The 22370-nt window shown below is 39.2% G+C and carries 20 protein-coding genes; 9 read left to right on the top strand and 11 right to left on the bottom strand.

Annotation, left to right across the window (positions count from 1 at the left end):
- The first annotated feature begins 7 nt into the window (after positions 1-7).
- The gene (locus HII17_RS00245) at positions 8-496 is read left to right on the top strand and encodes an FKBP-type peptidyl-prolyl cis-trans isomerase (RefSeq protein ID WP_169073328.1); all 489 of its coding nucleotides are present in this window, start codon (positions 8-10) and stop codon (positions 494-496) included.
- 41 nt (positions 497-537) lie between these two features.
- Here the strand turns inward: HII17_RS00245 and HII17_RS00250 are convergent, their stop codons facing one another.
- A complete protein-coding gene (locus HII17_RS00250; protein ID WP_169073329.1) occupies positions 538-819 on the bottom strand; it encodes a hypothetical protein in 282 nt (93 codons plus the stop codon).
- 288 nt (positions 820-1107) lie between these two features.
- Between HII17_RS00250 and HII17_RS00255 the strand changes: the two genes are divergently transcribed.
- The 3 genes from HII17_RS00255 to HII17_RS00265 all read left to right on the top strand — a co-directional run bounded on the left by HII17_RS00255 (position 1108) and on the right by HII17_RS00265 (position 5843).
- Positions 1108-1704, top strand: a complete 597-nt coding sequence (locus HII17_RS00255; RefSeq protein WP_169073330.1) for an EF-hand domain-containing protein — start codon at positions 1108-1110, stop codon at positions 1702-1704.
- A gap of 200 nt (positions 1705-1904) precedes the next feature.
- The gene (locus HII17_RS00260) at positions 1905-2834 is read left to right on the top strand and encodes a hypothetical protein (RefSeq protein ID WP_169073331.1); all 930 of its coding nucleotides are present in this window, start codon (positions 1905-1907) and stop codon (positions 2832-2834) included.
- A 228-nt stretch (positions 2835-3062) separates the two neighbouring features.
- The gene (locus HII17_RS00265; protein ID WP_169073332.1) at positions 3063-5843 is read left to right on the top strand and encodes an ATP-binding protein; all 2781 of its coding nucleotides are present in this window, start codon (positions 3063-3065) and stop codon (positions 5841-5843) included.
- 103 nt (positions 5844-5946) lie between these two features.
- Here HII17_RS00265 and HII17_RS00270 read toward each other — a convergent pair whose 3' ends face one another.
- The 5 genes from HII17_RS00270 to HII17_RS00290 all read right to left on the bottom strand — a co-directional run bounded on the left by HII17_RS00270 (position 5947) and on the right by HII17_RS00290 (position 8377).
- Positions 5947-6396: a DUF3106 domain-containing protein gene (locus tag HII17_RS00270; RefSeq protein WP_169073333.1), complete on the bottom strand. Its 450-nt coding sequence runs from the start codon at positions 6394-6396 to the stop codon at positions 5947-5949.
- Positions 6393-6632 (bottom strand): hypothetical protein, encoded by a 240-nt coding sequence (locus HII17_RS00275; protein WP_169073334.1) that lies wholly within the window; start codon positions 6630-6632, stop codon positions 6393-6395. The genes HII17_RS00270 and HII17_RS00275 overlap by 4 nt, the downstream gene beginning before the upstream one ends.
- A gap of 1 nt (position 6633) precedes the next feature.
- Complete coding sequence (locus HII17_RS00280) at positions 6634-7044, bottom strand: DUF3619 family protein (RefSeq protein WP_169073335.1); 411 nt, start codon at positions 7042-7044, stop codon at positions 6634-6636.
- Positions 7031-7615, bottom strand: a complete 585-nt coding sequence (locus tag HII17_RS00285; RefSeq protein WP_169073336.1) for an RNA polymerase sigma factor — start codon at positions 7613-7615, stop codon at positions 7031-7033. Before HII17_RS00285 ends, HII17_RS00280 begins: the two co-directional genes overlap by 14 nt.
- 216 nt (positions 7616-7831) lie before the next feature.
- Positions 7832-8377, bottom strand: coding sequence for a YkvA family protein (locus HII17_RS00290; protein ID WP_169073337.1), 546 nt, complete (start codon positions 8375-8377; stop codon positions 7832-7834).
- A 177-nt stretch (positions 8378-8554) separates the two neighbouring features.
- Here HII17_RS00290 and HII17_RS00295 point away from each other — a divergent pair, with 177 nt between their 5' ends.
- Positions 8555-9808, top strand: a complete 1254-nt coding sequence (locus HII17_RS00295) for a DUF3667 domain-containing protein (RefSeq protein ID WP_169073338.1) — start codon at positions 8555-8557, stop codon at positions 9806-9808.
- A 78-nt stretch (positions 9809-9886) separates the two neighbouring features.
- Here HII17_RS00295 and lysS read toward each other — a convergent pair whose 3' ends face one another.
- The 4 genes from lysS to HII17_RS00315 form a co-directional block, all read right to left on the bottom strand.
- Positions 9887-11446, bottom strand: coding sequence for a lysine--tRNA ligase (lysS, locus tag HII17_RS00300; protein ID WP_169073339.1), 1560 nt, complete (start codon positions 11444-11446; stop codon positions 9887-9889).
- 69 nt (positions 11447-11515) lie between these two features.
- Positions 11516-12614, bottom strand: a protein-coding gene (gene prfB / locus HII17_RS00305; RefSeq protein WP_169073340.1) for a peptide chain release factor 2 whose coding sequence is annotated in 2 segments (ribosomal slippage) — positions 11516-12538 and positions 12540-12614 — 1098 coding nt in all. Because the reading frame shifts where the segments join, the coding sequence is not laid out codon by codon here.
- Positions 12615-12706: 92 nt separating this feature from the next.
- Positions 12707-14440: a single-stranded-DNA-specific exonuclease RecJ gene (recJ, locus tag HII17_RS00310; RefSeq protein WP_169073341.1), complete on the bottom strand. Its 1734-nt coding sequence runs from the start codon at positions 14438-14440 to the stop codon at positions 12707-12709.
- A gap of 69 nt (positions 14441-14509) precedes the next feature.
- Positions 14510-15289 (bottom strand): thioredoxin fold domain-containing protein, encoded by a 780-nt coding sequence (locus HII17_RS00315; protein WP_169073342.1) that lies wholly within the window; start codon positions 15287-15289, stop codon positions 14510-14512.
- 184 nt (positions 15290-15473) lie between these two features.
- Here HII17_RS00315 and fldB point away from each other — a divergent pair, with 184 nt between their 5' ends.
- The 4 genes from fldB (at position 15474) to HII17_RS00335 (ending at position 19140) form a co-directional block, all read left to right on the top strand.
- Complete coding sequence (fldB, locus tag HII17_RS00320; protein ID WP_169074109.1) at positions 15474-15995, top strand: flavodoxin FldB; 522 nt, start codon at positions 15474-15476, stop codon at positions 15993-15995.
- A 79-nt stretch (positions 15996-16074) separates the two neighbouring features.
- Complete coding sequence (gene srmB, locus HII17_RS00325; protein WP_169073343.1) at positions 16075-17325, top strand: ATP-dependent RNA helicase SrmB; 1251 nt, start codon at positions 16075-16077, stop codon at positions 17323-17325.
- A 115-nt stretch (positions 17326-17440) separates the two neighbouring features.
- Positions 17441-18673, top strand: coding sequence for a multifunctional CCA addition/repair protein (locus tag HII17_RS00330; protein WP_169074110.1), 1233 nt, complete (start codon positions 17441-17443; stop codon positions 18671-18673).
- Between the two features lie 71 nt (positions 18674-18744).
- Positions 18745-19140, top strand: a complete 396-nt coding sequence (locus tag HII17_RS00335) for a thioredoxin domain-containing protein (RefSeq protein ID WP_169073344.1) — start codon at positions 18745-18747, stop codon at positions 19138-19140.
- Positions 19141-19224: 84 nt separating this feature from the next.
- On the opposite strand, the gene HII17_RS00340 is transcribed toward HII17_RS00335, so the two are convergent.
- Positions 19225-21783, bottom strand: a complete 2559-nt coding sequence (locus HII17_RS00340) for a TonB-dependent receptor plug domain-containing protein (protein WP_169073345.1) — start codon at positions 21781-21783, stop codon at positions 19225-19227.
- Positions 21784-22370: the final 587 nt, after the last annotated feature.

The following is a 22370-nucleotide window of genomic DNA, read 5'->3' on the forward strand; positions in this document are numbered from 1 at the left end:
GACCCCTATGAAAATTTCAAATAATTCAGTAATTAAATTGCATTACGCCGTATCAGACAGTGAAGGCACATTAATAGACAGTTCATATGATAACCAGCCATTAGCAGTTATTCACGGTACCGGCTTTTTAATTCCAGGTCTTGAAAAAGCACTTGAAGGCAAAGAAGCAGGCGAAAAATTTGAAGTAGACGTTAAGGCAGAAGATGCCTATGGCGAGCGCTTTGATGGTTATGTACAAACCGTACCAAAAGCGGTAATGCAGGGCATTGAAGATTTGGAAGTAGGCACACAGTTAAGAGCGTCTACCGATGAGGGTGAACAAACCGTTATTGTTATTGACGTAACTGAAGATGAAATTACCGTTGATGGTAACCACCCTTTAGCGGGTATTGATTTAAGCTTTGACGTTGAGATTCTTGAAGTTAGAGAAGCAACTGAAGAAGAGCTTGCTCACGGACACGTTCATGGCGAAGGTGGATGTGGTCACGACCACTAACCCATTAGTCATTCATAAAAAAAGCGCCTATGGCGCTTTTTTTATTTTAACTGATCTATTTCTCGCTTTAATTGTTCTGCGGGATCAGTCACAATTTTCTCTAACGCTTCAATACGCGATTTTAATGCCTTAATTTCAGTATCTTTTTCTGCTCGTACCTTGTCTGCAGTGTTATCAATTGGTCGCCCCCAAAAGTCATATGATGCACCATACCCTCCTAGACCCGCATTTAACCCTAAATTAAAACGTTTATCTAAAAACGCTAAAACTGCTATCGCAGACACAATCATGATAACCGTCATAAAAGCTTCAATCATTTCCATCAATAATCCCTCAAATTAATAGTGAATTATCTATACAGTCTTACTTACTATCTTTTTATTACAAAAATTTTTAATTTAATTTGCTACACTCACTTTTTAAGGAAGAAATAAGCCACAACGTAACACTTCTCTTACCTCTAGATAGTGATTCACCAATGTCACACAAAAAATAAAATCACTATAAATTAGGTATTTAAGAATATTTTTATTTTTAACGTCAACCTTTTCGTTAACTCTTCGTTAGTAAAAGTGACAATTAAAAAATAATCACTAAATTTGGAGTGTGTGATGAAAATTAAACAAAAATTTGCAACAGGTCTTTTATTTGGCGCAATCGTGACTTCATTAGCCGTAACCAGTGCAAACGTTATTGCTAAAGAGCGTGGCCGAGGAAATGCCGATACTAACGGTGATATGGCAATCGATATAAGTGAAGCAATTGCAGCCGCAACCACTAAAACTGAAAAACGTTTCGAAACGCTTGATGCCGACTTAGATGGTGCGGTTTCACTCGATGAGTACTTAGCCAATGACCGTTCAGGAAGAGATTTAACAGATTATGCGCAAGACATTGTTGACTGTGTTGCAGATATAAAAGACGAATCGGGTAGCGAAACGATTGTTGTGCCTGAAGTGGAGAGCTTTCAGACACCGGAACAACGATTCAGCAATGTCGACGCTAATGCAGATGGCGTAATCGAATTAAGCGAAGCTATTGATCATGCAACCACTAAGGCAACTGAAAAATTTAATACCATGGACACTGACCTAGATGGACTTGTAACCAAAGAAGAGCGTCAAGCACATCGAGAAAATTTTCGAGGCACTCACAAAGCAATTAAAGAATGTATCGATTTGGTTACCAGTGAAGACAGTGATTTTTAACCACTCAATTAGTTAACGCTTAGTCGTAGCAATACGACTCGTTGAACATTACAAAAAGTTAAACAATAAACACCACAACTTAGTCGAATATTCGGCTAAGTTGTTTTTAGTATTTGTCGCCAGGTTTGTGCCTTCGAGTGTTCTCATTTAATATCACCAGTAATATTCACATTGTACTTATCCACGAAAGTCACTGAGTAATGATAAAGCGACCACCTGTTCATTTTAATCTTCTAGCAATTGCTTGCACTTTCAATAGCTTGATTGTGCCGATAAGTAGCGCCAGCAGCATTTCTCTATCTGCCACCGAATATGAAGATACTGTACATGTTGGGGAAAACTCACTTGAGCTAAAACCAATTGGAGCAACGCTATTTGGTTTACTCGATGTAACAACTAACATTACATTGACCGCAAGCTACGCCGAGTTTGGAGATGATAAAAAGTTCAATGATATATCAACACTAGATTTAAGCGCAAAAGCGTGGGGAATTGGTATAAGTTACAGTCAAGAAAACTGGTTATTTCATTTAGATTATGGCCAGTCTGATGAAGATATAACCATCAAAGCAACTAATCGCAACCTTAAGCTATATAAAGAGGACTACGACTCACCTAGTTGGTCTGGCGGTCTGGGGTATAGCAGCTTCATTGGCGATGATGCTCAACCTTGGTATTGGTCGCTAAATAGCAATATTCAATATGCAGATTGGCAGCGAAACATTACCCGTTATGAAATTAATTTGCCTAACTTAAGCATTGCCACCAGTTTAGATAAAGGCGAAAGCTGGTTCGCCAGCGCAGGCCTTTCACTTTCTCAGTTTTCAGCGACCGGCGCAAATAGTGGTTTGTTATATGGTGGCAGTCTTAGTTGGTTTCACCTAATCGATGGGGAAAGCAGTGCGGTCTCACGTAATGGTCGGTCAGTTTCACAAATTGCCAGTACTAACCAGCGCTTTAATGCCAGTAACTTTTCTCAGCAAATTGATGGTGAACAATACGGGTTAGTAACAATTTTTGCTGGCTACCACTTTAATGAAAAGTACTCCGTAGAATTAAGCTACTCAACAAGTTTTGCCGCTGACGAAAATGCTGACAGCATCAACCTTTCAGTAAGTTACGAGCTGTAATGGTTTAAACCATTTAGTTTAATAGGTCTATATTCTGTCCTACAAGCGGATATAAATGTCAAGCTGATGTTCATAACATCTATTTAGGTATTCACTCTATTCACTTGTTTTATTTTGAAAAATTAAGGTTTTTCATGAGTATATAGGATTGTAATTACCATTAATCGTAGCATATGATGGATAGTAGCCAATCCTTTGTAAGCGATTTTCTTAGTAGAGTAATAAGCAGTGATAAATAAACACAACAATACTCTTGAAATACTTTTAGCTGCCCTACTTGCGATATTGTTGAATTTTTTTCCAGTTAGCCTCATTAGTGGTTCAGAACTGATGTTTGGCAATGTAATTGCTGTTGCAATTACGCTGTTATTTGGTATTCGTGTAGGAGTTTTAGTTAGCCTGATTGCTTCTACAGTCAGCTATTTTAGCTGGGGGCATCTATTACTATTGATCCCATTTGTAGCAGAAATTCTTTGCGTTGGTTTTGCTCGCAAGCTGAATCGTTCTCCGCTCATTATTGGAGTAGTATATTGGCTCAGCCTAGGTGCAATGGTTGTTGCGTTTGAATACATTCTTTTCACCGACTATATTGAAGAAACTAGAAATGCCATCATTATCAAATATTTATTAAATGGTGTTATTAATGTCTCTGCGGGTTATGTTTTGGCGCTAGCTTTTAGTCGCTTTTTTAATAAAACTCACCTTTTTAGACTAAGGCTATCGAGACTCATAACACTTGTTGTATTTGTGGCAGTAATATCGTCGGTTTTATTGAACTCTTACTTTTGGCTTCAAGAGGCAAAACAGGATAAATTAACTCAAATAAAAGAGTCATTGCGGATCGACGCTAGACATGTTGCTAAGGGAGTTGAAGAGTACATTTATAAAACTTCTGACGCACTAGCGCTCCATGCAAAATTGTCTGAAGACATGATAGTGTGGAGTGATTTTCAGCGGCAGTTAGATGCTATCGCTAGCCATCATCGTAATGTGTTAACTATGTTGGTCGCAGATAAAAATGGCGATATTGTCGCTACATACCCAGCTTCATTGTTGGCATTAGTCTCAAACGGTAAGGATAAATTCTCTGTAGAAAACAGGGAATACTTTTCAGAAGCAAAAAATACAGGAAAAAGAGTAATATCAGATGTCTTCCAAGGAAAGGGGTTTGGCAGTGATCCTATCATAGCATTGTCATCGCCTTTATTCGGTAACAATGAATTTCAAGGCATCATAGAAGCTTCATTGAATTTATCTAAGTTCTCAGAGCTAGATAGAAAACTAGTTCACCCTGAGCAGGTTCTGCTAATTTTAGACAAAAAAAATCGAGTTGTTTATTACTCAGACAACTCAAATTATTCATTTTTGCAGCCACTTGAAAAGTCAGAAGAACTTAATTACCTGAATGCTCCCAACAATTACTTTTTTGTCGATCAACATGGAAAACATATTATTGCAGACGGCCATAGTCTCCCTTCTTTAAATTGGACAGTTTTGTCCATGTTACCAAGAAGTGTTTATGAACAGGAGTTAGCTAATCTTGTTCAACAGTCATTATTAATACTAGTTCTTTCCATAGTCTTTTTTCTATTTATTGCAGACAAGGTTGCTATGAGTGTAAGCAAGCCTATTGCCGATCTTAATGCAGCGTTATCAAATGCTAATCAAACAGGAAGGTTTGAGCAGCTAAAACTAGAATTACCTGAGAGTGTATTGGAAGAATATAATGAGCTTGTTCCTATACTAAATCGCTTCTCTGGCGAACTGGCTAAAACACTTGAATCGTTAAATAAGTCTCTAATTCATTCAGCTCAAGTTAATGAACAGCTAGAGGTGCTCAATGAACAACTTTCAAATAAAGTGGCCCAAAAGACAGAAGCTCTATCTCGTGCATTAGAAGAGGCCCAAATAGCTAACAAAGCCAAAAGTGAATTTTTGGCTAATATGAGCCACGAAATTAGAACGCCAATGAATGGTATTCTTGGAACTATACAATTACTCCAAAAAACAGCAAAAAGTCCTGAATCTGCTGATTTACTAGATAAAGCTATGTACTCTTCAAATGCTTTATTGGCCTTACTTAATGACATTCTTGATTTTACTAAAATAGAAGCCGGTAAACTCGCATTAGAAAGTATTGAATTCGATTTAAAGCCGTTATTAGAGTCGGTATGTGATTCGGTAAGCACAGCAACGGCTGAAAATGGCGTCACTTTATCTACAGAGTTCGATGACGATTTATATCTTAGTAGAGTTGGAGACCCTAACAGGCTGAGACAGATAATACTTAATTTAGTGTCGAATGCAGTGAAATTTACACCTGATGGCAATGTGAGCATCTCTGTTACTGAGCTAAGTGCAGAAGAGCTTGTTATAGAGGTTGAAGATAGCGGTATTGGTATGTCTTCCGATGCACTTGATAGACTATTTAGTCGATTTGAGCAGGCCGACAGCTCAACAACTCGGGAGTATGGTGGAACTGGTTTAGGTATGTCGATAACCAAAAATTTAGTGGAAATGATGCATGGTGATATTCTCGTAGAAAGTAAGCAAGACATTGGTACCAAAGTTATAGTTCAATTACCCCTTAAAAGAGCAAAAGAAAGTTCTTTAGAAAGACAAGTCAAAAGAGAATGTACCGTGCCAAACTTGCAAGGAAAGAAAGTATTGCTTGCTGAAGACAATCGAATTAATCAAGTTATCTTTTTGTCTATGATGAAAGATACTAATGCTGAGATTATTGTAGCGGCAAACGGTCAACAGGCTGTAGAGCTAGTCTCCAAGCACTCTTTTGAGCTTATATTTTTAGATATTCAAATGCCTATAATGGATGGTGTAGAAGCTTGTCGCTTGATCAAAGAAATAAATCCAGCCATTCCATTAATTGCAATTACTGCAAACGTTATGGAGGTTGATATAAAAAAATACCTAGATTGCGGCTTCGATGATCATATTGGCAAACCTGTAGAATTAAATGAACTGTACGAAAAGATTGCCAGCATATTCTAAACAAATAGTTACCGTCCGCATTTGGTACAAATAAGGCTATTAAGGTTACTTGAATTTACTCAATTGTAATCGATAATTCACTTTGAGCATTATACAATTTCGTTTACTTATGTATTTTTCGCTTTATCATTTTTTGTTGATTTTGCTTAAGCATTTTTTGCTGTTGTATTCTTTTGAACTGTTCACGCAATTGACGTTGTTTATCCGGTGACATTTGTCTAAATTTTCGCATCGCATCACGCACTTTCTGCTGCTGTTGTTTAGGCATTTGTTTAAATTGATGAGCACGCTTTTGAAGCTTTTGCTGCTGTTCAGGCGAAAGCTTTTGCCAACGATTAAAGTGTGACAACGCTTGCTCTCGACTACTTGCATCCATTGCAACCCAGCGATTTGCACCTAATGCTAATTTTTGCTGTTGCTGACTCGACATACTATCCCAATCAACTTTGTATTCGCCGAGTACCGACTTCTGCTGCTGCGATAACGACTGCCATTGCTGTGCTTGGCCCCAACCACTCATTAACAGTAGGCTAATCAATAGTAATTTTTTCATTGGTTATCCTCCTCAGTTAATGGCTCTTTGCTAGGCTGTGTTTGCTCTTTTATTGGCAATTTATCTTGTTTCAATTTTGCTTGTTCAACATCAGATAATTGTGTTGGGTGTACAAGTTTTCCATCCACTTCGACTAATTCTGCTAAATACTCTAAAAATGCTTTGCTAACCACTTCAGGCTCAACAGTCGGCTCTGTTGCAGCAATCGATGGGCTAGCACCAAATATAAATGACATACTAAAGAGCAACCTCTTTAGTGGCAGCTTGTTCAGATAACCATGTAGCAAATTCTAATTCCTGCAAAAATGCCAGATCTTCGCTAGGTATATCATCAGCAATCAAGGCTAATGGTAGTGGCTGAATAGCGGCAACAGGGGTTGCTTGATCTGTCGGTTGAGGAATGTAGTTTACTAATATAGCCAAACACACTGCAAGCGCTATAGGTGTCATAATTTTAGCGTTAAACAGCCAGTGCACAAACTGCATTGGCACTTGGCTAAAGTGCAGCCTAGAATTACCAACCTTTGCCAGTGCTGTTCGCCTTGCCTCAGCGATAGCATTCACTTTGCCAATATCTAGCTGTTCCACTTCTTGGTCTAGTTGCTGATTAATCCTTTCATTCAAGCGTTGTTCGTTAGGAGTTGTCATAATCGACCTCCAATACCTCTTTCAATTTTGCCATTGCTCTAGAGTAATGCGTTTTAATACTCCCCTGTGAGCAACCTAAAATTTCTGCTGTTTGCGCAACAGAAAAACCTTCCCAGCTTCTTAGTAAAAAACATTGTTGCTGCTGCAGCGATAAACTACCGAGCGCTTCAGATACTTGTTTCTTAAGCTGACTATGTTCAATATCCTCAAGTGGGCTAACAATTGAATTAACACTTGCCGAGGCTATATCTAACGTACTATCCATATTTTCTTCATATTTATCATCTGACTGCCAGAATAACAGAATATTTTTTAGTTTCTGATGACGGTGCCAATCGGTAATTTTATTTTGCAAAATACGATAAAAAAGTGGCTTTAATTCATTTAACGGCCGCTTGCTGTAATGCGTTACCAGCTTAATCATACTGTCTTGAATTATATCTAGCGCCTCATGATGGTCGCGCACCGATATCACCGCCATTTTATACGCACGTTTTTCTATCGATTGTAAAAACTGATCGAGTGTCGTTACCTCTGCCCCTACCGATTCTGTCGAAGCTAAATCTGCCATACTGCCTTTAACATTTGTCTAGCCACACTTTAAAAATAATAATCAATTAAGCTACTTATTGTTAGCTCTAAACCTTTATGTCATTTATAACGAGCAAAAGTCAATTTGGTTGACAAAAAGACATAAAAAAACCTTAGCCGATGTTGCTAAGGTTTTATCTGACTCTAATTAAGCCTCAATGCAAAAGGTTTATCGTTTATTTAGCTAACGTTTAAATTAGAAAATAGAACGGAAACTTGAACCACTTCGACGTTTAGATCGTCTATTTCGCATGCGACTATGCAATTCTCTACGCTTAGCGTCTAACCAATCTTCGGTCGTGATGTTTGTTTCACCTGTGCGTTCTTGTTCACGTTCGCGATACGCGCAGAACTCTTCAAACGCTTCGATATCGTCTTGAAGATCTTCAGCAACCAATTCAATCATAATTGCGTCATCTAAATAACCCAGTGCAGGAATATGATCTGGCACTAAATCTTCTGGATCACTAAAGTAAGCCAAAGCACTTAATACATTGGTACGCTCTTCACCTTCAAGCTTCCATTCACTGTCTTCAATCATACTAACTAAAACTTCAAGTTTACGAATACGCTCAACGACAAACTGTGGCACATTGTCTTTTACACTAATACTCAAATCTTTTGCGTGTTCAAGAATGTCTTCTTCACTTAAATTAGATGCACTGTCGATGGCTTTCCTCATTACTTCTCGAAAGTGTTCTAAATCAGCATCTTGTAATTCAAATGTTACTTCAAATGCCATTGTTATTCTCCTTTATCGGCATAGCTTAGTTGCTTACTTTAAATCTAACAGAAGATCTCTAAAACAACACTATCAGTTATCAAATTTTTTATTAACGTAATATTTCAATCGAACAGACGGTTTTTTCGTCAATAGTTCGTGCTAACATCTTTAATATTTTCATTTGCTTATTAAAAAATGACATCAGAGCTTACTCCTAGCGAAAAAGATCCGTTGACCAAAAACAAACAATTAGCCTTCAGTGAATCTGAAAATGTGGTTATTTGTGAGAATTGTCATGCACAAGTCAATGGTATGTATTGTTCTCAGTGTGGACAATCCGTTGAATCAACACTCAAGTACTTTTGGACAGTAATTCTTCATTTGCTAGATGACATCTTTAGCTTTGATTCACGCGCTAATCGAACACTAATTCCCCTAGTGTTTCGTCCTGGCTTTTTAACCAAGGAATACATTGCTGGCAGACGAGTTCACTATGTTCCGCCATTACGACTTTACTTATTTATCAGTATTGTTTTTTTTATCTCATTACAGTATTTCATCGATACGGAAGAGGCGAGTAATTTCAAATCCAACGCAAATAATGCTGATGTTATTCAGCAAATTGAAACCAAATTGACGACAATAGATCATTTGATTGAAACATCGCCTAATGAACAAGCATCGTCACTTAGGAAACAAAAACAACAGTTGGAACATATTAAAGCTGATATAGCACAAAACGAAGACGACAATTTATCATCGCTTGCCAGCCAATTAGCTCAGCTTTCCCTTGATGAAAGCCTTCACGACCAGCCAATGCAAAAAGAAAAATATGACAAATTAAAAAAACAACTCGAGCTAGCAAGAAACGCTGAGAAAAAGGCAAAACCAAAGGGCTTTACTATTGGTAACAACAAAGATGGCAGTTTCACATTACCTTTTTTATCTGATAGCGAAAACATTAAGTTGGGCAAAATAGTCGATGGGCTAGAAACCAAAGCGAACAAAGCATTTTTTGAGGACCCTAAAAAGTTAGTAGAAGCGGTAATAGGTAAAATGCCACAAATCATGTTTGTGCTAATGCCTTTGTTCGCAGTGCTATTGAAAGTTATGTTTATCTTTTCTAAACGTTTATATCTAGAGCATTTAACTGTTGCCCTGCACAGTCACAGCTTTATCTTTTTTAGTATTTTATTAGCTGAACTGTCTGGGCTAGCCAGAAAATTTTTATTCGACAATAGCTATGAAACGGCTGGCGATTTATTCAATGTGATACAGATGTGTATATTTATTTGGATCCCTGTGTACCTGTTTCTAATGCAAAAACGCGTTTATCAACAAGGTACTTTGTTGACCACGGTTAAATATATGTTTATCGGCAGCATTTATATAATTATGATCGGTTTTTCAGCGGCTATTGCTTTTATCTGGGGTGTTGTTGATTTATAAAATTCACTTGGAAATCAACCCAAAAAAAAGCCAATGACTTGTCATTGGCTTTTTAATGTCTATTGAATCGTCAAGCTTTTATTCAGCTTCTGGACGCATATGTGGAAATAAAATCACGTCTTTAATTGTTGGCGAATCAGTAAATAACATCACTAAACGGTCAATACCAATACCCTCACCAGCAGTTGGTGGAAGGCCATGCTCTAGTGCACGAATGTAATCTTCATCAAAGTGCATTACTTCATCATCACCAGCGTCTTTTTCTTCCACTTGCTTGCGGAAGCGCTCAGCTTGATCTTCAGCGTCGTTAAGCTCAGAGAAACCATTCGCTAATTCACGACCACCGACGAAGAATTCAAAACGGTCAGTAATGAACGGGTTTTCATCGTTACGGCGTGCAAGTGGTGACACTTCCCACGGGTATTCAGTAATAAAGGTTGGTTGATCTAGTAAGTGCTCTGCAACTTCTTCGAAGATTTCACAAATGTATTTACCAGGGCCCCAAACTTTAGCCGCATCACCTTCTTTCACATGAACTTTTTTCGCTAATGCTTTAATTGCATCGAAGTTGTTTTCTGGATCACGAAGTGCTGCTTCATCATCTGCGGTAACAACACCTTCTTCAGCATATTGGATAATCGCATCAACCATAGATAAACGAACAAATGGCTTACCGAAGTCGTAAAACTTCTCTTCTACTACTTCGCCATCTTCATTTTTCACTGTGTTACGGATAACAGATGTACCCATAACGTCTTCAGCTAAAGTGCGAAGCATATCTTCGGTAAGGTTCATTAAATCATTGTAATCAGCGTACGCTTGGTAGAATTCAATCATAGTGAATTCTGGGTTATGACGTGTTGATAAACCTTCGTTACGGAAGTTACGGTTGATTTCGAAAACGCGTTCAAAACCACCAACGACTAAACGCTTAAGGTAAAGCTCTGGCGCTATACGCATAAACATTTGTACGTCTAATGCATTATGATGAGTAACGAATGGCTTAGCTGTTGCTCCGCCAGGTATCGTTTGTAGCATTGGCGTTTCAACTTCCATGAAATCACGTTCTGTTAGGAACTTACGAATACCATCAACAATTTTTGAACGCACTTTAAACGTATTACGAGTATCTTCATTGATAATTAAATCAACATAACGCTGACGGTACTTAGTTTCGGTATCTTGTAAACCGTGGAATTTTTCTGGTAATGGACGAAGCGACTTAGTTAACAGTTCATACTCGTTCATGTTTACGTAAAGATCGCCTTTACCTGATTTATGAAGTGTGCCTGTCACACCAACAATATCACCAATATCTAAAACACCGCCCCAACGCGCTTTAATGTCTTTTTGTACATTTTTATCGGCATACGCTTGGATACGACCAGACATATCTTGAAGTACAAGGAAAGGACCACGTTTAGCCATAACACGACCAGCAATGCTGTAAGTTTCAATTTCAGTTTCAAGCGTTTCTTTATCTTTCTCACCATGTGCAGCTTGCAAATCAGCTGCATAGTGTTTTCGATCAAACTTATTTGGATGGCCATTTGCCGAACAGTTTTCTCGAATTTGCGCTAATTTGCCGCGACGTTCGGCGATTAATTTGTTTTCGTCTTGATTTGCTTGGTCTGTCATTTTCAGTCTCAAACTTGGTTAATGAAAAGCTAATTTAAGTTAGCTTAGTTAAATTTAAAAATAATTGGTTTAAAGCCCAGATTTCAAACTGGCTTCAATAAATCTGTCTAAATCGCCATCTAATACGGCTTGGGTGTTTCGGTTTTCAACCCCTGTACGTAAATCTTTGATACGGCTGTCATCTAAAACGTACGAGCGAATTTGGCTACCCCAGCCAATATCCGACTTCCCGTCTTCTAATTCTTGCTTGCCTTCATTCTGCTTTTGAATTTCCATTTCATAAAGCTTAGCTTTTAAAAGCTTCATTGCCGTCGCTCGGTTTTTATGCTGTGAGCGATCTGCCTGACAAGCTACTACTGCGCCTGTAGGCTCATGGGTAATACGAATGGCAGAATCAGTTTTATTTACGTGCTGGCCACCTGCACCTGACGCGCGGAACGTATCAATACGTAAGTCAGCTGGATTGATATCAATTTCAATATTGTCGTCAATCTCAGGATAGATAAACGCAGATGCAAATGAGGTATGACGGCGACCTGATGAGTCAAACGGTGATTTTCGCACTAAGCGGTGTACCCCAGTTTCTGTACGTAACCACCCAAAAGCATATTCACCTGAATACTTAATAGTACAGCCTTTAATACCCGCAACATCACCATCAGCAACTTCAATTAACTCAGTTTTAAAGCCATGAGCTTCACCCCAACGTAAATACATACGCATTAGCATCTCAGCCCAATCTTGTGCTTCTGTACCACCGGAGCCTGATTGAATATCTAAGTAGCAATCGTTTTCGTCTTGCTCACCTGAGAACATACGACGAAACTCTAGTTTTTCTAATAAAGTTACCAGTGCTCTAGCTTCACTTTCAGCTTCAGCAAAGGTTTCTTCATCGCCTTCTTCAACGGCAAGCTCAACTAAGCCATCAATATCTTCACAACCAGACTCTAATTCCACTATGGTATTAACCACGGCTTCTAACGCTGAGCGTTCTTTACCTAGTGCTTGCGCCCTTTCTGGTTCGTTCCAAATTTCGGGCAACTCTAGTTCTCGCGTAACTTCTACTAAACGCTCGGCTTTGACATCATAGTCAAAGATACCCCCGAAGCATGGAAGTGCGCTCTTTAATGTCTTTTATCGTGTTTAAAACGGGATTTACTTCAAACATTCGCTGCGAAAACTCTTATTAAAAATGGCGTGTAGAAAAGTGCGGCATTGTATCTTAATTAGTTGCCTAAATAAACGCCGCCAAGTAACAATTTATAACGCTTTTACATGTTCAACCATCAACTGAACATTTTGTTTACCGCGAAATTCATTGATGTCTAACTTATAGGCAATATGCGCTTGCTTTGCTTGACTGTTTGGCCACTGTTTAATATTGACGTTAAAGGCAATTGCATCGTAAGCAATATTATTTTTTTGTACGACCAATTTTAAGTGTTTTTCGCCAACAATTCGCTGTTGCAAAATGTCAAATGTATCGTCAAAAACAGGCTCAGGGAACTCTTGGCCCCAAGGTCCTGACTCTCGAAGCACTTGAGCAAAGTCTATCGACATCAAATTAGTTGGCAACTCCCCGTCAGACGCAATAGTGCCCGTTAGCTGCTCTTCGCTTAGCCATTCTTGTGCATATTGCTGAAATAGCTGATTAAACATTACAAAATTTTCAGCATCAATAGACAAACCTGCTGCCATCGCATGACCACCAAATTTGTTGATGATTTCAGGGTGTTGGCTATCAATATGTTCTAATAAGTCACGAATATGTAAACCCGGTATCGAACGAGCGGAGCCTTTTATTTCACCACTGGGGTGATCGATATTGGCAGCAGCAAATACGATACTTGGTCGATGATATTTTTCTTTCAACCTACCGGCTACGATGCCAATAACCCCCTGATGCCAATCTTTTTGGAATAGTGCGATAGCAAACGGTAAGTTACTTTCATCAAACTTTAAAGAAGTAAGCACTCGCTCAGCTTCTTGCTGCATACCGTGTTCGATTTCCCTTCTGGCCTTATTCAAGTCATCTAATTCAGCAGCCATCGCTCTTGCCGCCATCAAGTCTGGAGCTAATAAACAATTAATGCCATAAGCCATGTCATCTAAGCGGCCTGCGGCGTTGATCCTTGGGCCTAATGCAAAGCCAAAATCGCTGGCTACCAACTTATTTTGTTCTCTTTTTGCTACTTCGATTAACGCTTGTATACCTGGCCTAGTATGTCCTGCTCGAATTCGCTTTAATCCTTGCTGTACTAATATTCGATTGTTGGCATCTAACGGCACGACATCTGCCACTGTGCCTAAAGCAACTAAATCGAGTAACTGCGCTAGATTTGGCTCCGGGATATTCTTGTTCGAAAACCACTGATTTTCACGCAAATATTTACGCATGGCTAACATGAAATAAAACGCGACACCGACACCGGCTAATGCTTTTGAAGGAAAACCACAATCATGCTGATTAGGGTTAATAATAGCGTCTGCAGGTGGTAATTTTTCACCTGGCAAGTGGTGATCTGTAACAATAACATTAACGCCTAATGACTTAGCCCTTTCGATACCAGCAAAACAGCTAATACCATTATCAACTGTGATAATAAGCTGAGCACCTTGCTGATGAGCTATGTCGACAATCTCAGGCGTTAAACCATAACCATACTCAAACCGATTCGGCACGATAAAGCGGTGATTTTTGTAACCAAATAAAGCTAATGCTTCCATCATTAAGGCGGTACTTGTCGCTCCATCAGCATCAAAATCACCAACGATTGTTATCTGTTCATTTGCAGACAATACCCGATATAACACCTGACAACCTGCGTCCAATCCACTAAGGGAAGTTACATCTGCCATTTGGGATAGTGTTAGCGACAACTCCTTTTCAGACGAGACCTTTCTAGCAGCATAAATTTGTTTTACCACAGGGTGTAGATGAGCAGGCAGATGACTATCGTCTACTCTAGCTCTTCTGATGACTTGTTTATCCATAGTCTTGTTCTTTGCCAGTAAATAAAAAAGCCGCATACGAGATGCGGCTTATTAAGCTCGAATTATAAGTTATAGGCTTTCTAATATATTCATTAAATCTTCAGGGCCGCGATAGCCTGGTAGCATAAAACCATTGGCTAAAATAATTGCTGGCGTTCCACTAACACCGACTTGGCGACCAAAATTAAAGTTCCCTTCAATTGGCTTGCTACAAATACGACGAGCTACAGTTGAGCCACCTTTTGCTTTCGTCATAGCTTCGTTTGGGTTTTCATGACACCAGATAGAGCGTAAATCTTCATACCCTCCAGTAAATGTGCCTGGTGATTGGTAAACGCCTTCACGAGGGTAAGCAAGATAACGAACCGTAATACCTAAATCGTTATATTTTTCCATTTGATTATGCATTTTTCGGCAGTAACCGCAGGTAATATCGGTGAATACCGTAATCACGTGCTTTTCATCTTTCGCTGGAAAAACAATCATGTCTTTTTCAAATTTAACCATGCCATCAACGCGTACTTGCGCCAAGCTGGTTTCAGTTAAATTGGTTACATTAGGCCCTAAATTAAATAGTTTACCTTGAATAAAGTACTCACCATCATAGCTGGTATAAAACAACCCTTGGTCTGTAACAATTTCAGCTAAACCAGGCATTGGTGTTTTGCGGGCAGCACTAACATTTAAACCTAAAGTGGTGGTAATAATGTTCTTAAGTTTTTCCGGTTCAAATGCAGGTTGAGCTGCAGATGCTTTTGCATTTGGTACCGCTTTAGAGGTTTCTGCAAATGATACAGCTGAGACAATTAACGCACTTAAACACAAAGCAGCAGAAAACAATTTCTTCATTTAAATCTTCCAATAATGAATTATGACAGGAGAAAATATAAAGACCCTGAATAGAGCGCTAAAATTACAGTTTTCACAAAGAAATTGCAAATAAGCGCAGCGATTAGTGGCGAAGAATACGCCATTTCTGGTAAACTCGCGCCGTTTTATCCTTCACCTACTTACTGCGGTTTATAGTTACCCTATGAAAATTGGTTTGTTTTACGGCTCGACTACTTGTTATACCGAAATTGCTGCGGAGAAAATCCAGCAAGTGTTTGGCGATGAAATTGTCGAATTAAACAATATAAAAGACGTATCACTTGCTCAAACGGCCGACTATGATTTTCTCATATTCGGTATTTCAACCTGGGATTACGGTGAATTGCAAGAAGACTGGGAATCTCACTGGCAAGAGCTAGCTGAAATTGACCTAACTAATAAAATAATCGCCTTGTATGGCATGGGTGACCAAATTGGTTATACCGAATGGTTTCAAGACGCATTAGGTATGCTACATAATGTTACCGTTGAACAAGGCGCTCATACGATTGGATATTGGCCAAATCAGGGTTACGAATTTGACGCTTCAAAAGCGCTAACTGAAGATGAATCTCAATTTGTCGGTTTAGCACTTGATGAAGACAATCAGTATGAACAATCTGAGCAACGAATTAACCAATGGTGCCAACAAGTACTTGAAGAGATTGCCGAAATAATTAGCTAATTGATAGACATCTTTAGGCTTTTAACCACTTTACCACTATAATTTGCACATATTTTGTGCCAACAAAGATAAGATATTCATGTTTGAGCAGTTTGATTTAGACCAAGATTTAATTGGCGGCATTCAAAAAGCCGGCTTTAAAAAACCGACTTCCATTCAGCAACTGGTTATCCCGGAAGCAATGGATGGTAAAGATATTCTGGCTTCTGCCCCTACCGGCACTGGTAAAACAGCAGCATTTTTGTTGCCTGCTGCCCAACATCTACTTGATTACCCGCGTACAAAACCTGGCTTTCCTCGTGTACTAGTGTTATCACCAACTCGCGAACTAGCGCTGCAAATCAGCGAACAGAGTGAGTTGTTAACTGCTCACACTAATATAAAGACCGGTGTTATCACCGGTGGTGTTAATTATGGTAGCCATAAAGAAATATTAACTGCCACTACCGATATGTTAATCGCAACTCCTGGACGCCTCTTGGAGTATATTGATAACGAACAATTCGATGCTCGTGAAATTGAAATCCTAATTTTAGATGAAGCAGATCGTATGCTTGATATGGGGTTTGCTGAAACGATTAATCGCATTATAGGTGAGGCTCGCTGGCGTAAACAGACCATGTTATTTTCTGCAACGCTTGAAGGTGCTGGTGTTATTAAATTCTCTAAAGAACTTCTCAATGAACCAGTGTTTTTAGAATCAAACCCTTCACGTAAAGAAAAAGCTAAGATCCACCAGTGGATTCATTTAGCAGATAATAAAGATCATAAATTTGCACTGCTTGCCAATATCCTAAAACAAGAAGAAGTAAAACGCGCGGTAGTATTTGCCAATAAGCGTGAAACAGTACAGTATTTATCAGGTAAGTTATTTGCCGAAGAACTTCCTTGTGCTTGGCTTGAAGGCAAAATGCCTCAAGATAAACGCAACTCCGCCGTTGATCGATTACGCAAAGAAGAAGTTAACGTACTTGTAGCGACAGATGTTGCTGCTCGAGGCCTTGATATCGATGACATCACGCATGTCATTAATTTTGATATGCCACGTAAAGCTGATATTTATCTTCACCGTATTGGACGTACTGGTCGTGCGGGCAATAAAGGTACGGCTATTTCATTAGTTGAAGCCCATGATATGGCGTCAGTTAGTAAAGTAGAACGTTATGTCGATGAAAAGCTACAACGCCGCGTAATCGATGAGCTTCGCCCTAAAAATAAAGAAGCTCGTGTACCGATGAAGAAAGCAAAAGTTAAACGAACCGTTGCACAGAAAAAGGCAAAAGCTAAAAAAATTGCCAAAAAGTCAGCGAAGAAAAAAGCAAAGAAATAAAAACATTATACCGCCCTGAAATAAATTGACGGTTATAATACAAAGCCAGTAGTTTATGCTTCTGGCTTTTTTGTGCCCATAGTTTGGTTTTTTTATGTCCTTAGATTTAAGTAAACTGTCGATCTTTTTAGTTGGTGGTGCGGTGCGCGATCAGCTCTTGAATCGTAAAGTGATTGAACGTGATTATTTGGTTGTAGGTGCCACAGCTAATCAAATGCTTGAGTTAGGCTTTAACCAAGTCGGTAAAGACTTCCCTGTTTTTTTACACCCAGAAACCAAAGAAGAATATGCGTTAGCGCGAACAGAAAGAAAACAAGGCAAAGGCTATACTGGCTTTACTTGTTACGCTGAGCCTGATGTCACCATAGAGCAAGACCTACTACGCCGAGATCTTACAGTTAATGCTATGGCTTTGGCTCAAGATGGCAATATTATCGACCCTTACAATGGCCAGACAGATTTAAACGCCCGCATACTCCGTCATGTTTCACCGGCTTTTTCGGAAGATCCACTTCGTGTTTTAAGGGTCGCTCGTTTTGCGGCTCGCTATTACCAATACGGCTTTACCGTTGCTGATGAAACCATGGATTTAATGGCTAAAATAGCTAACACCGATGAATTAAATGCGTTATCTGCTGAACGTGTTTGGAAAGAGTTTGAGCGTGCGCTAGGCGAGCCAAACCCGGAAGTATTTATTCAAATATTAAGAGCTTGCGGCGCACTTAGTAGGTTATGGCCAGAGCTTAACAAACTTTGGGGAGTGCCTAACCCTGCTAATCATCACCCAGAAATATGCTCCGGAGAGCACACAATACTAGTACTAAAACAAGCCGTATCTCTGTCTGATGATCCGAAAGTAAGGTTTGCAGCACTTTGTCATGACCTGGGTAAAGGCGAAACCCCGAAAGAAAATTGGCCAAAACACCATGGTCATGAATACAGCGGTAAAGTAGTTATTGAACAAAGCGCTAAAAGGTTAAAGGTGCCAAACGAATATAAGTTGTTAGCACTTAAGGCCTGTGAATTACATTTAAAAGTCCATCAAGCTTTTGAGTTAAAACCTAGTACTTTATTACGCTTGCTTGAACAATGTGAAATTTATCGTAGACCCACGCTAATCAATACAATCCTACAAGTATGTTTAGCAGATGCAAGGGGTCGACAAGGCAATGAAGATGCTGACTATCCACAGCAAAACTATCTGCTAAAGTTGGCTGACACCGTTAGAGAGGTAACGGCAAAACAGTTTATCGAACAAGGAATACAAGGAAAAGCGATTAAAGAAAAAATGGATGCATTAAGAATGAGCTTAATTGCAGAAGTTAAAAACACTTATTCAGCTCACTAAAAAAGTAGCATAGTTGAGTTATAATGACAGTATCAGCTACTTTCCTGAATTCTATTCAATATTAGGCGCAAATGAGAGAACTTGCACACGGAGACTACGAGCTTAAGCTAGAAGGCAATATAGTGCATTGCTTCCCAAAAGGTGGTTTTAACAGAACGGGCATTATAGCATTACGCAGCGAAATTATTGCGTTAGCACCGAAAAATCAATCGTGGGTATTATTTGAACACCCGTTATCTGAGGCAGGGCTTACCCCTGATGGTGCTACTGAATTATATAGTTCGTATACACTATTTGAAAAAATGGGCTGTAAAGCTGTAGCGCTCGAGATATGTTCTACCTGGCAATACATCATAGAAAAACTGCTAACCGATGAGTTAACCATACCTGTTTACTTTGACAATGACTCACACATTTTAACAGCTAAATTAAACCAGGTTTTAGCGTCAAAACAAAGCACTCCTTAACATTTATACACCCTATATTTTAAAATATAAATGACATAAAAAAAGCCCAGCAAGTGCTGGGCTTTAACAGGGAGTTCTGACAGATTAGAACTTATATTGTGCTTTTACGTAGTAGAAGCCACCATTGTAATCAAATGGGCCACTTTCGTAGTACTTAGCACCAACAACTGCGTATGCACCGCCATTCTTTTGAAGCTCTTGCGCTTCTTCATCAAGAATATTGTTTGCACCAGCAGAAATTGTCCAGCTGTCGTTAAGGTAGTAGCTCACTTCAGCATCTAATGTGTATGAAGAGCCAACTGTTTCTGACCAACCATACGAGCTATCAACATCTGGCTCGTCAGCATGTGTAGCAAACCACTCACCGAAGTAGTTAGCTCGAACAAACATGCTTACATTTTCCCATGACTGCGCCATAGTTAATGTTGCACGATGCTCAGGGATACCTTCTTCTAAACGACGAACTTTAAAGTCAGAAGTAAACTCTCCTGGATCATCTACTTCAGTAGAGTTGTAGTTATACGCTAAGCTAAACTTAGTATCACCACCCATTAACTCCATACCGTAGTTCGCTACAACATCTATACCTTGAGTTGTAGTGTCAAAGTCATTCGCAAAAAACGTTACCGAGCCGCCTAACAATAACTCTGGGCTTGGGTATTGACCTTGAAGGGCATCAACGTGAGTTTGGTTGATAAATACTTTGTCCGTTTGCGCTAAACGGTCTGTTACTTCGATATTGTATGCATCAACCGTCATAAAGAATTCACCACTTTGGTAAACTAGACCAAATGCGAAACTTTCTGATTCTTCTGGTTCAAGTTCAGTTGCACCTAACACTTGAGAAACAGGATGTGATGGTGGGTACGTCGCTGATTGAATTAACTCACCATTAACTAGTGAAGTTTGCGTATTTACAACGTTAGCTTGACCAACTGTTGGTGCACGGAAACCTGTTGAGTGTGACGCACGAAGCGATAACTCATCATTGATTTCATATTGTGCCGTTAACTTATAGTTAGTGGTATCACCAAATGAAGAGAAATCTTCATAACGTAACGCACCACCTACTAAGAAGTTTTCAGTTAAGTACGCTTCAACATCAAGATATAAACCAATACTTTGACGCTTATTAATACCTTGAGATTCAGGAGAGAAGCCTGCAAAACCATGAGAGCCAACACTAAAGCCTTGAGTAGCTAAAGGGCCTTGCTTCCATGAAGCTTCTTCACCAGAAACAATCTCGAAGCTTTCTTGACGCCATTCAAAACCAGCAGCCACATGAACTGGCTCGTCTAAGCCTGCTTCATATGCTTTTGAGATATCAACATTGAATGCTTTCTCAAGTTGAATATAAGAACCTGCTTCAAATGAGTTATCTAACGGCTGATTAGCGCCCATTGAAGGGTTAACTGTATTTGCTAGCGTATAAGTTGACTTGTTACGACCCACTGAACCACTAATGTCATACATCGCTTCATTTAAGAAGCCACCTTTAATTTCACCCTTAGTACCCATGGTTAACGACGTATCATTAATTTCACCAGTAAATTGTGGTGTATAACCACCAGGGAATAATTCGTTAAATGCCCAACATGTACCACTACCAACTAGCGCTTGATAGTCAGCTTGGTCGCGCACATCACCAGCTGTGATTGGAATATTCGGACACGCATCAGCATCACCGGTCATTGAACCAATTAATAAATCACCATTACCGTCAGTGAATACACCGCCACGGTTGTGAGGATTACGGTAGTAATAACCGCCTGTCGCTACACGGTCAGAATAGTTACCAAACATGTAAAATTCTTTGTCATTACCTAAATCTAAATTCACATTACCAAATAACGTAATGTCATCATCGATTTCAGGGTTACCCCAAATTTGTGCAGGGTTATTGGCTGGTACGCCAGCTGCAATTAAACCCGCGGCATCTGGGCGCTGTACTGAACGACTTGTTGCATCAGCCGTTTTGTATTGGAAGCTTAAGTTAACGCTGCCGTCATCAGTAAATGGCATACCAATGTTACCATCTACGATAAATTGCTCACCATCACCTTCGTAGTATTCACCATGACGAACGGATATCGAACCACCATCTGCATCATCTTTTAATACAAAGTTCATTACACCAGCAATAGCATCTGAACCGTATTGTGCTGCAGCACCATCACGCAATACTTCAACTTGTTTTAACGCAACTGAAGGGATTACTGAAATGTCTGGACCTTGTGCACCATCATTCACGCCACCACCTTGGAAAGCGATTACAGACGCACGGTGGCGACGCTTACCGTTTAATAGTATTAATGTAGAGTCAGATGAAAGACCTCGTAAGTTTACTGGACGGATAAATGAGGCAGCATCTGAAATTGGCTGTTGACGTACGTTAAACGACGGTACAGCTGCTTGAAGCATATCAAGCATATCTGATGAAGCATTTTTACCAAGCTCATCACCACCAACGATATCAATAGGAACCGGTGAATCAGCAACAGAACGAGGTGCAGAACGAGTACCTACAATTGCAATACGTTCTACTTCTTCAGCAGAAGCTTCTTCGAATGCAAAGGCAGGTGCAGTACTTAACGCAGAACCCACAGCAAGGGCCAGCGCAGTAGCACGGAATGTAGTAGACATGTTATTTCCTTCCCAATATTTTAATTATATTTTTATAAATATTTATTTTTTGTTTTTTCTTAGTTGAACTTTATTCGTGTTAAAGCAACACAAAACGACTAAGGACAATTATTTATAAAACAGCTACTAGGGCTTTACAAGTATGTGACAAGTGAAAATTTTGCTTTTATGTTGACAATACAGATTTTTTTTAGCCCAAATACGAAGTGGTTGAATAGTTTTTAATAAACAACGATTAATCTATAGCCGACAGTCTACGTATCCTGTGGGGAATTGCTTCCAATTTAAACATGCGAAGGATTTCGTAATTAAATGAATAGAAAATAAACCTGAAAATAATAAAAATTGACTAAAAAAATACTGTTTAATTTGTAAACAATTCTGAACTTTTCATCAAACAGCGCTTTATTCTCTTAAAAGTTAACAAAATGTTAACAATGTGAACATTTACTTACATTGACAATTTCTCTGCGTTAGCGCTCAAACGACGAACAATAAGGTGAATAATTAAACGACGAGCATGTATAGCTATGCACTAGTAGACTATAATCTAGCTAAATACAGTTGAATTAAACGCACTAAAGTTT

Source organism: Thalassotalea algicola (genome assembly GCF_012932965.1).
GTDB lineage: Bacteria > Pseudomonadota > Gammaproteobacteria > Enterobacterales > Alteromonadaceae > Thalassotalea_F > Thalassotalea_F algicola.

Bases quoted from the DNA above. Each gene is read 5' to 3' on its own strand.
- HII17_RS00245 (WP_169073328.1), top strand. From the start codon at position 8: ATGAAAATTTCAAATAATTCAGTAATTAAATTGCATTACGCCGTATCA.
- HII17_RS00250 (WP_169073329.1), bottom strand. From the start codon at position 819: ATGGAAATGATTGAAGCTTTTATGACGGTTATCATGATTGTGTCTGCG.
- HII17_RS00255 (WP_169073330.1), top strand. From the start codon at position 1,108: ATGAAAATTAAACAAAAATTTGCAACAGGTCTTTTATTTGGCGCAATC.
- HII17_RS00260 (WP_169073331.1), top strand. From the start codon at position 1,905: ATGATAAAGCGACCACCTGTTCATTTTAATCTTCTAGCAATTGCTTGC.
- HII17_RS00270 (WP_169073333.1), bottom strand. From the start codon at position 6,396: ATGAAAAAATTACTATTGATTAGCCTACTGTTAATGAGTGGTTGGGGC.
- HII17_RS00275 (WP_169073334.1), bottom strand. From the start codon at position 6,632: ATGTCATTTATATTTGGTGCTAGCCCATCGATTGCTGCAACAGAGCCG.
- HII17_RS00280 (WP_169073335.1), bottom strand. From the start codon at position 7,044: ATGACAACTCCTAACGAACAACGCTTGAATGAAAGGATTAATCAGCAA.
- HII17_RS00285 (WP_169073336.1), bottom strand. From the start codon at position 7,615: ATGGCAGATTTAGCTTCGACAGAATCGGTAGGGGCAGAGGTAACGACA.
- HII17_RS00290 (WP_169073337.1), bottom strand. From the start codon at position 8,377: ATGGCATTTGAAGTAACATTTGAATTACAAGATGCTGATTTAGAACAC.
- HII17_RS00295 (WP_169073338.1), top strand. From the start codon at position 8,555: ATGACATCAGAGCTTACTCCTAGCGAAAAAGATCCGTTGACCAAAAAC.
- lysS (WP_169073339.1), bottom strand. From the start codon at position 11,446: ATGACAGACCAAGCAAATCAAGACGAAAACAAATTAATCGCCGAACGT.
- recJ (WP_169073341.1), bottom strand. From the start codon at position 14,440: ATGGATAAACAAGTCATCAGAAGAGCTAGAGTAGACGATAGTCATCTG.
- HII17_RS00315 (WP_169073342.1), bottom strand. From the start codon at position 15,289: ATGAAGAAATTGTTTTCTGCTGCTTTGTGTTTAAGTGCGTTAATTGTC.
- fldB (WP_169074109.1), top strand. From the start codon at position 15,474: ATGAAAATTGGTTTGTTTTACGGCTCGACTACTTGTTATACCGAAATT.
- srmB (WP_169073343.1), top strand. From the start codon at position 16,075: ATGTTTGAGCAGTTTGATTTAGACCAAGATTTAATTGGCGGCATTCAA.
- HII17_RS00335 (WP_169073344.1), top strand. From the start codon at position 18,745: ATGAGAGAACTTGCACACGGAGACTACGAGCTTAAGCTAGAAGGCAAT.
- HII17_RS00340 (WP_169073345.1), bottom strand. From the start codon at position 21,783: ATGTCTACTACATTCCGTGCTACTGCGCTGGCCCTTGCTGTGGGTTCT.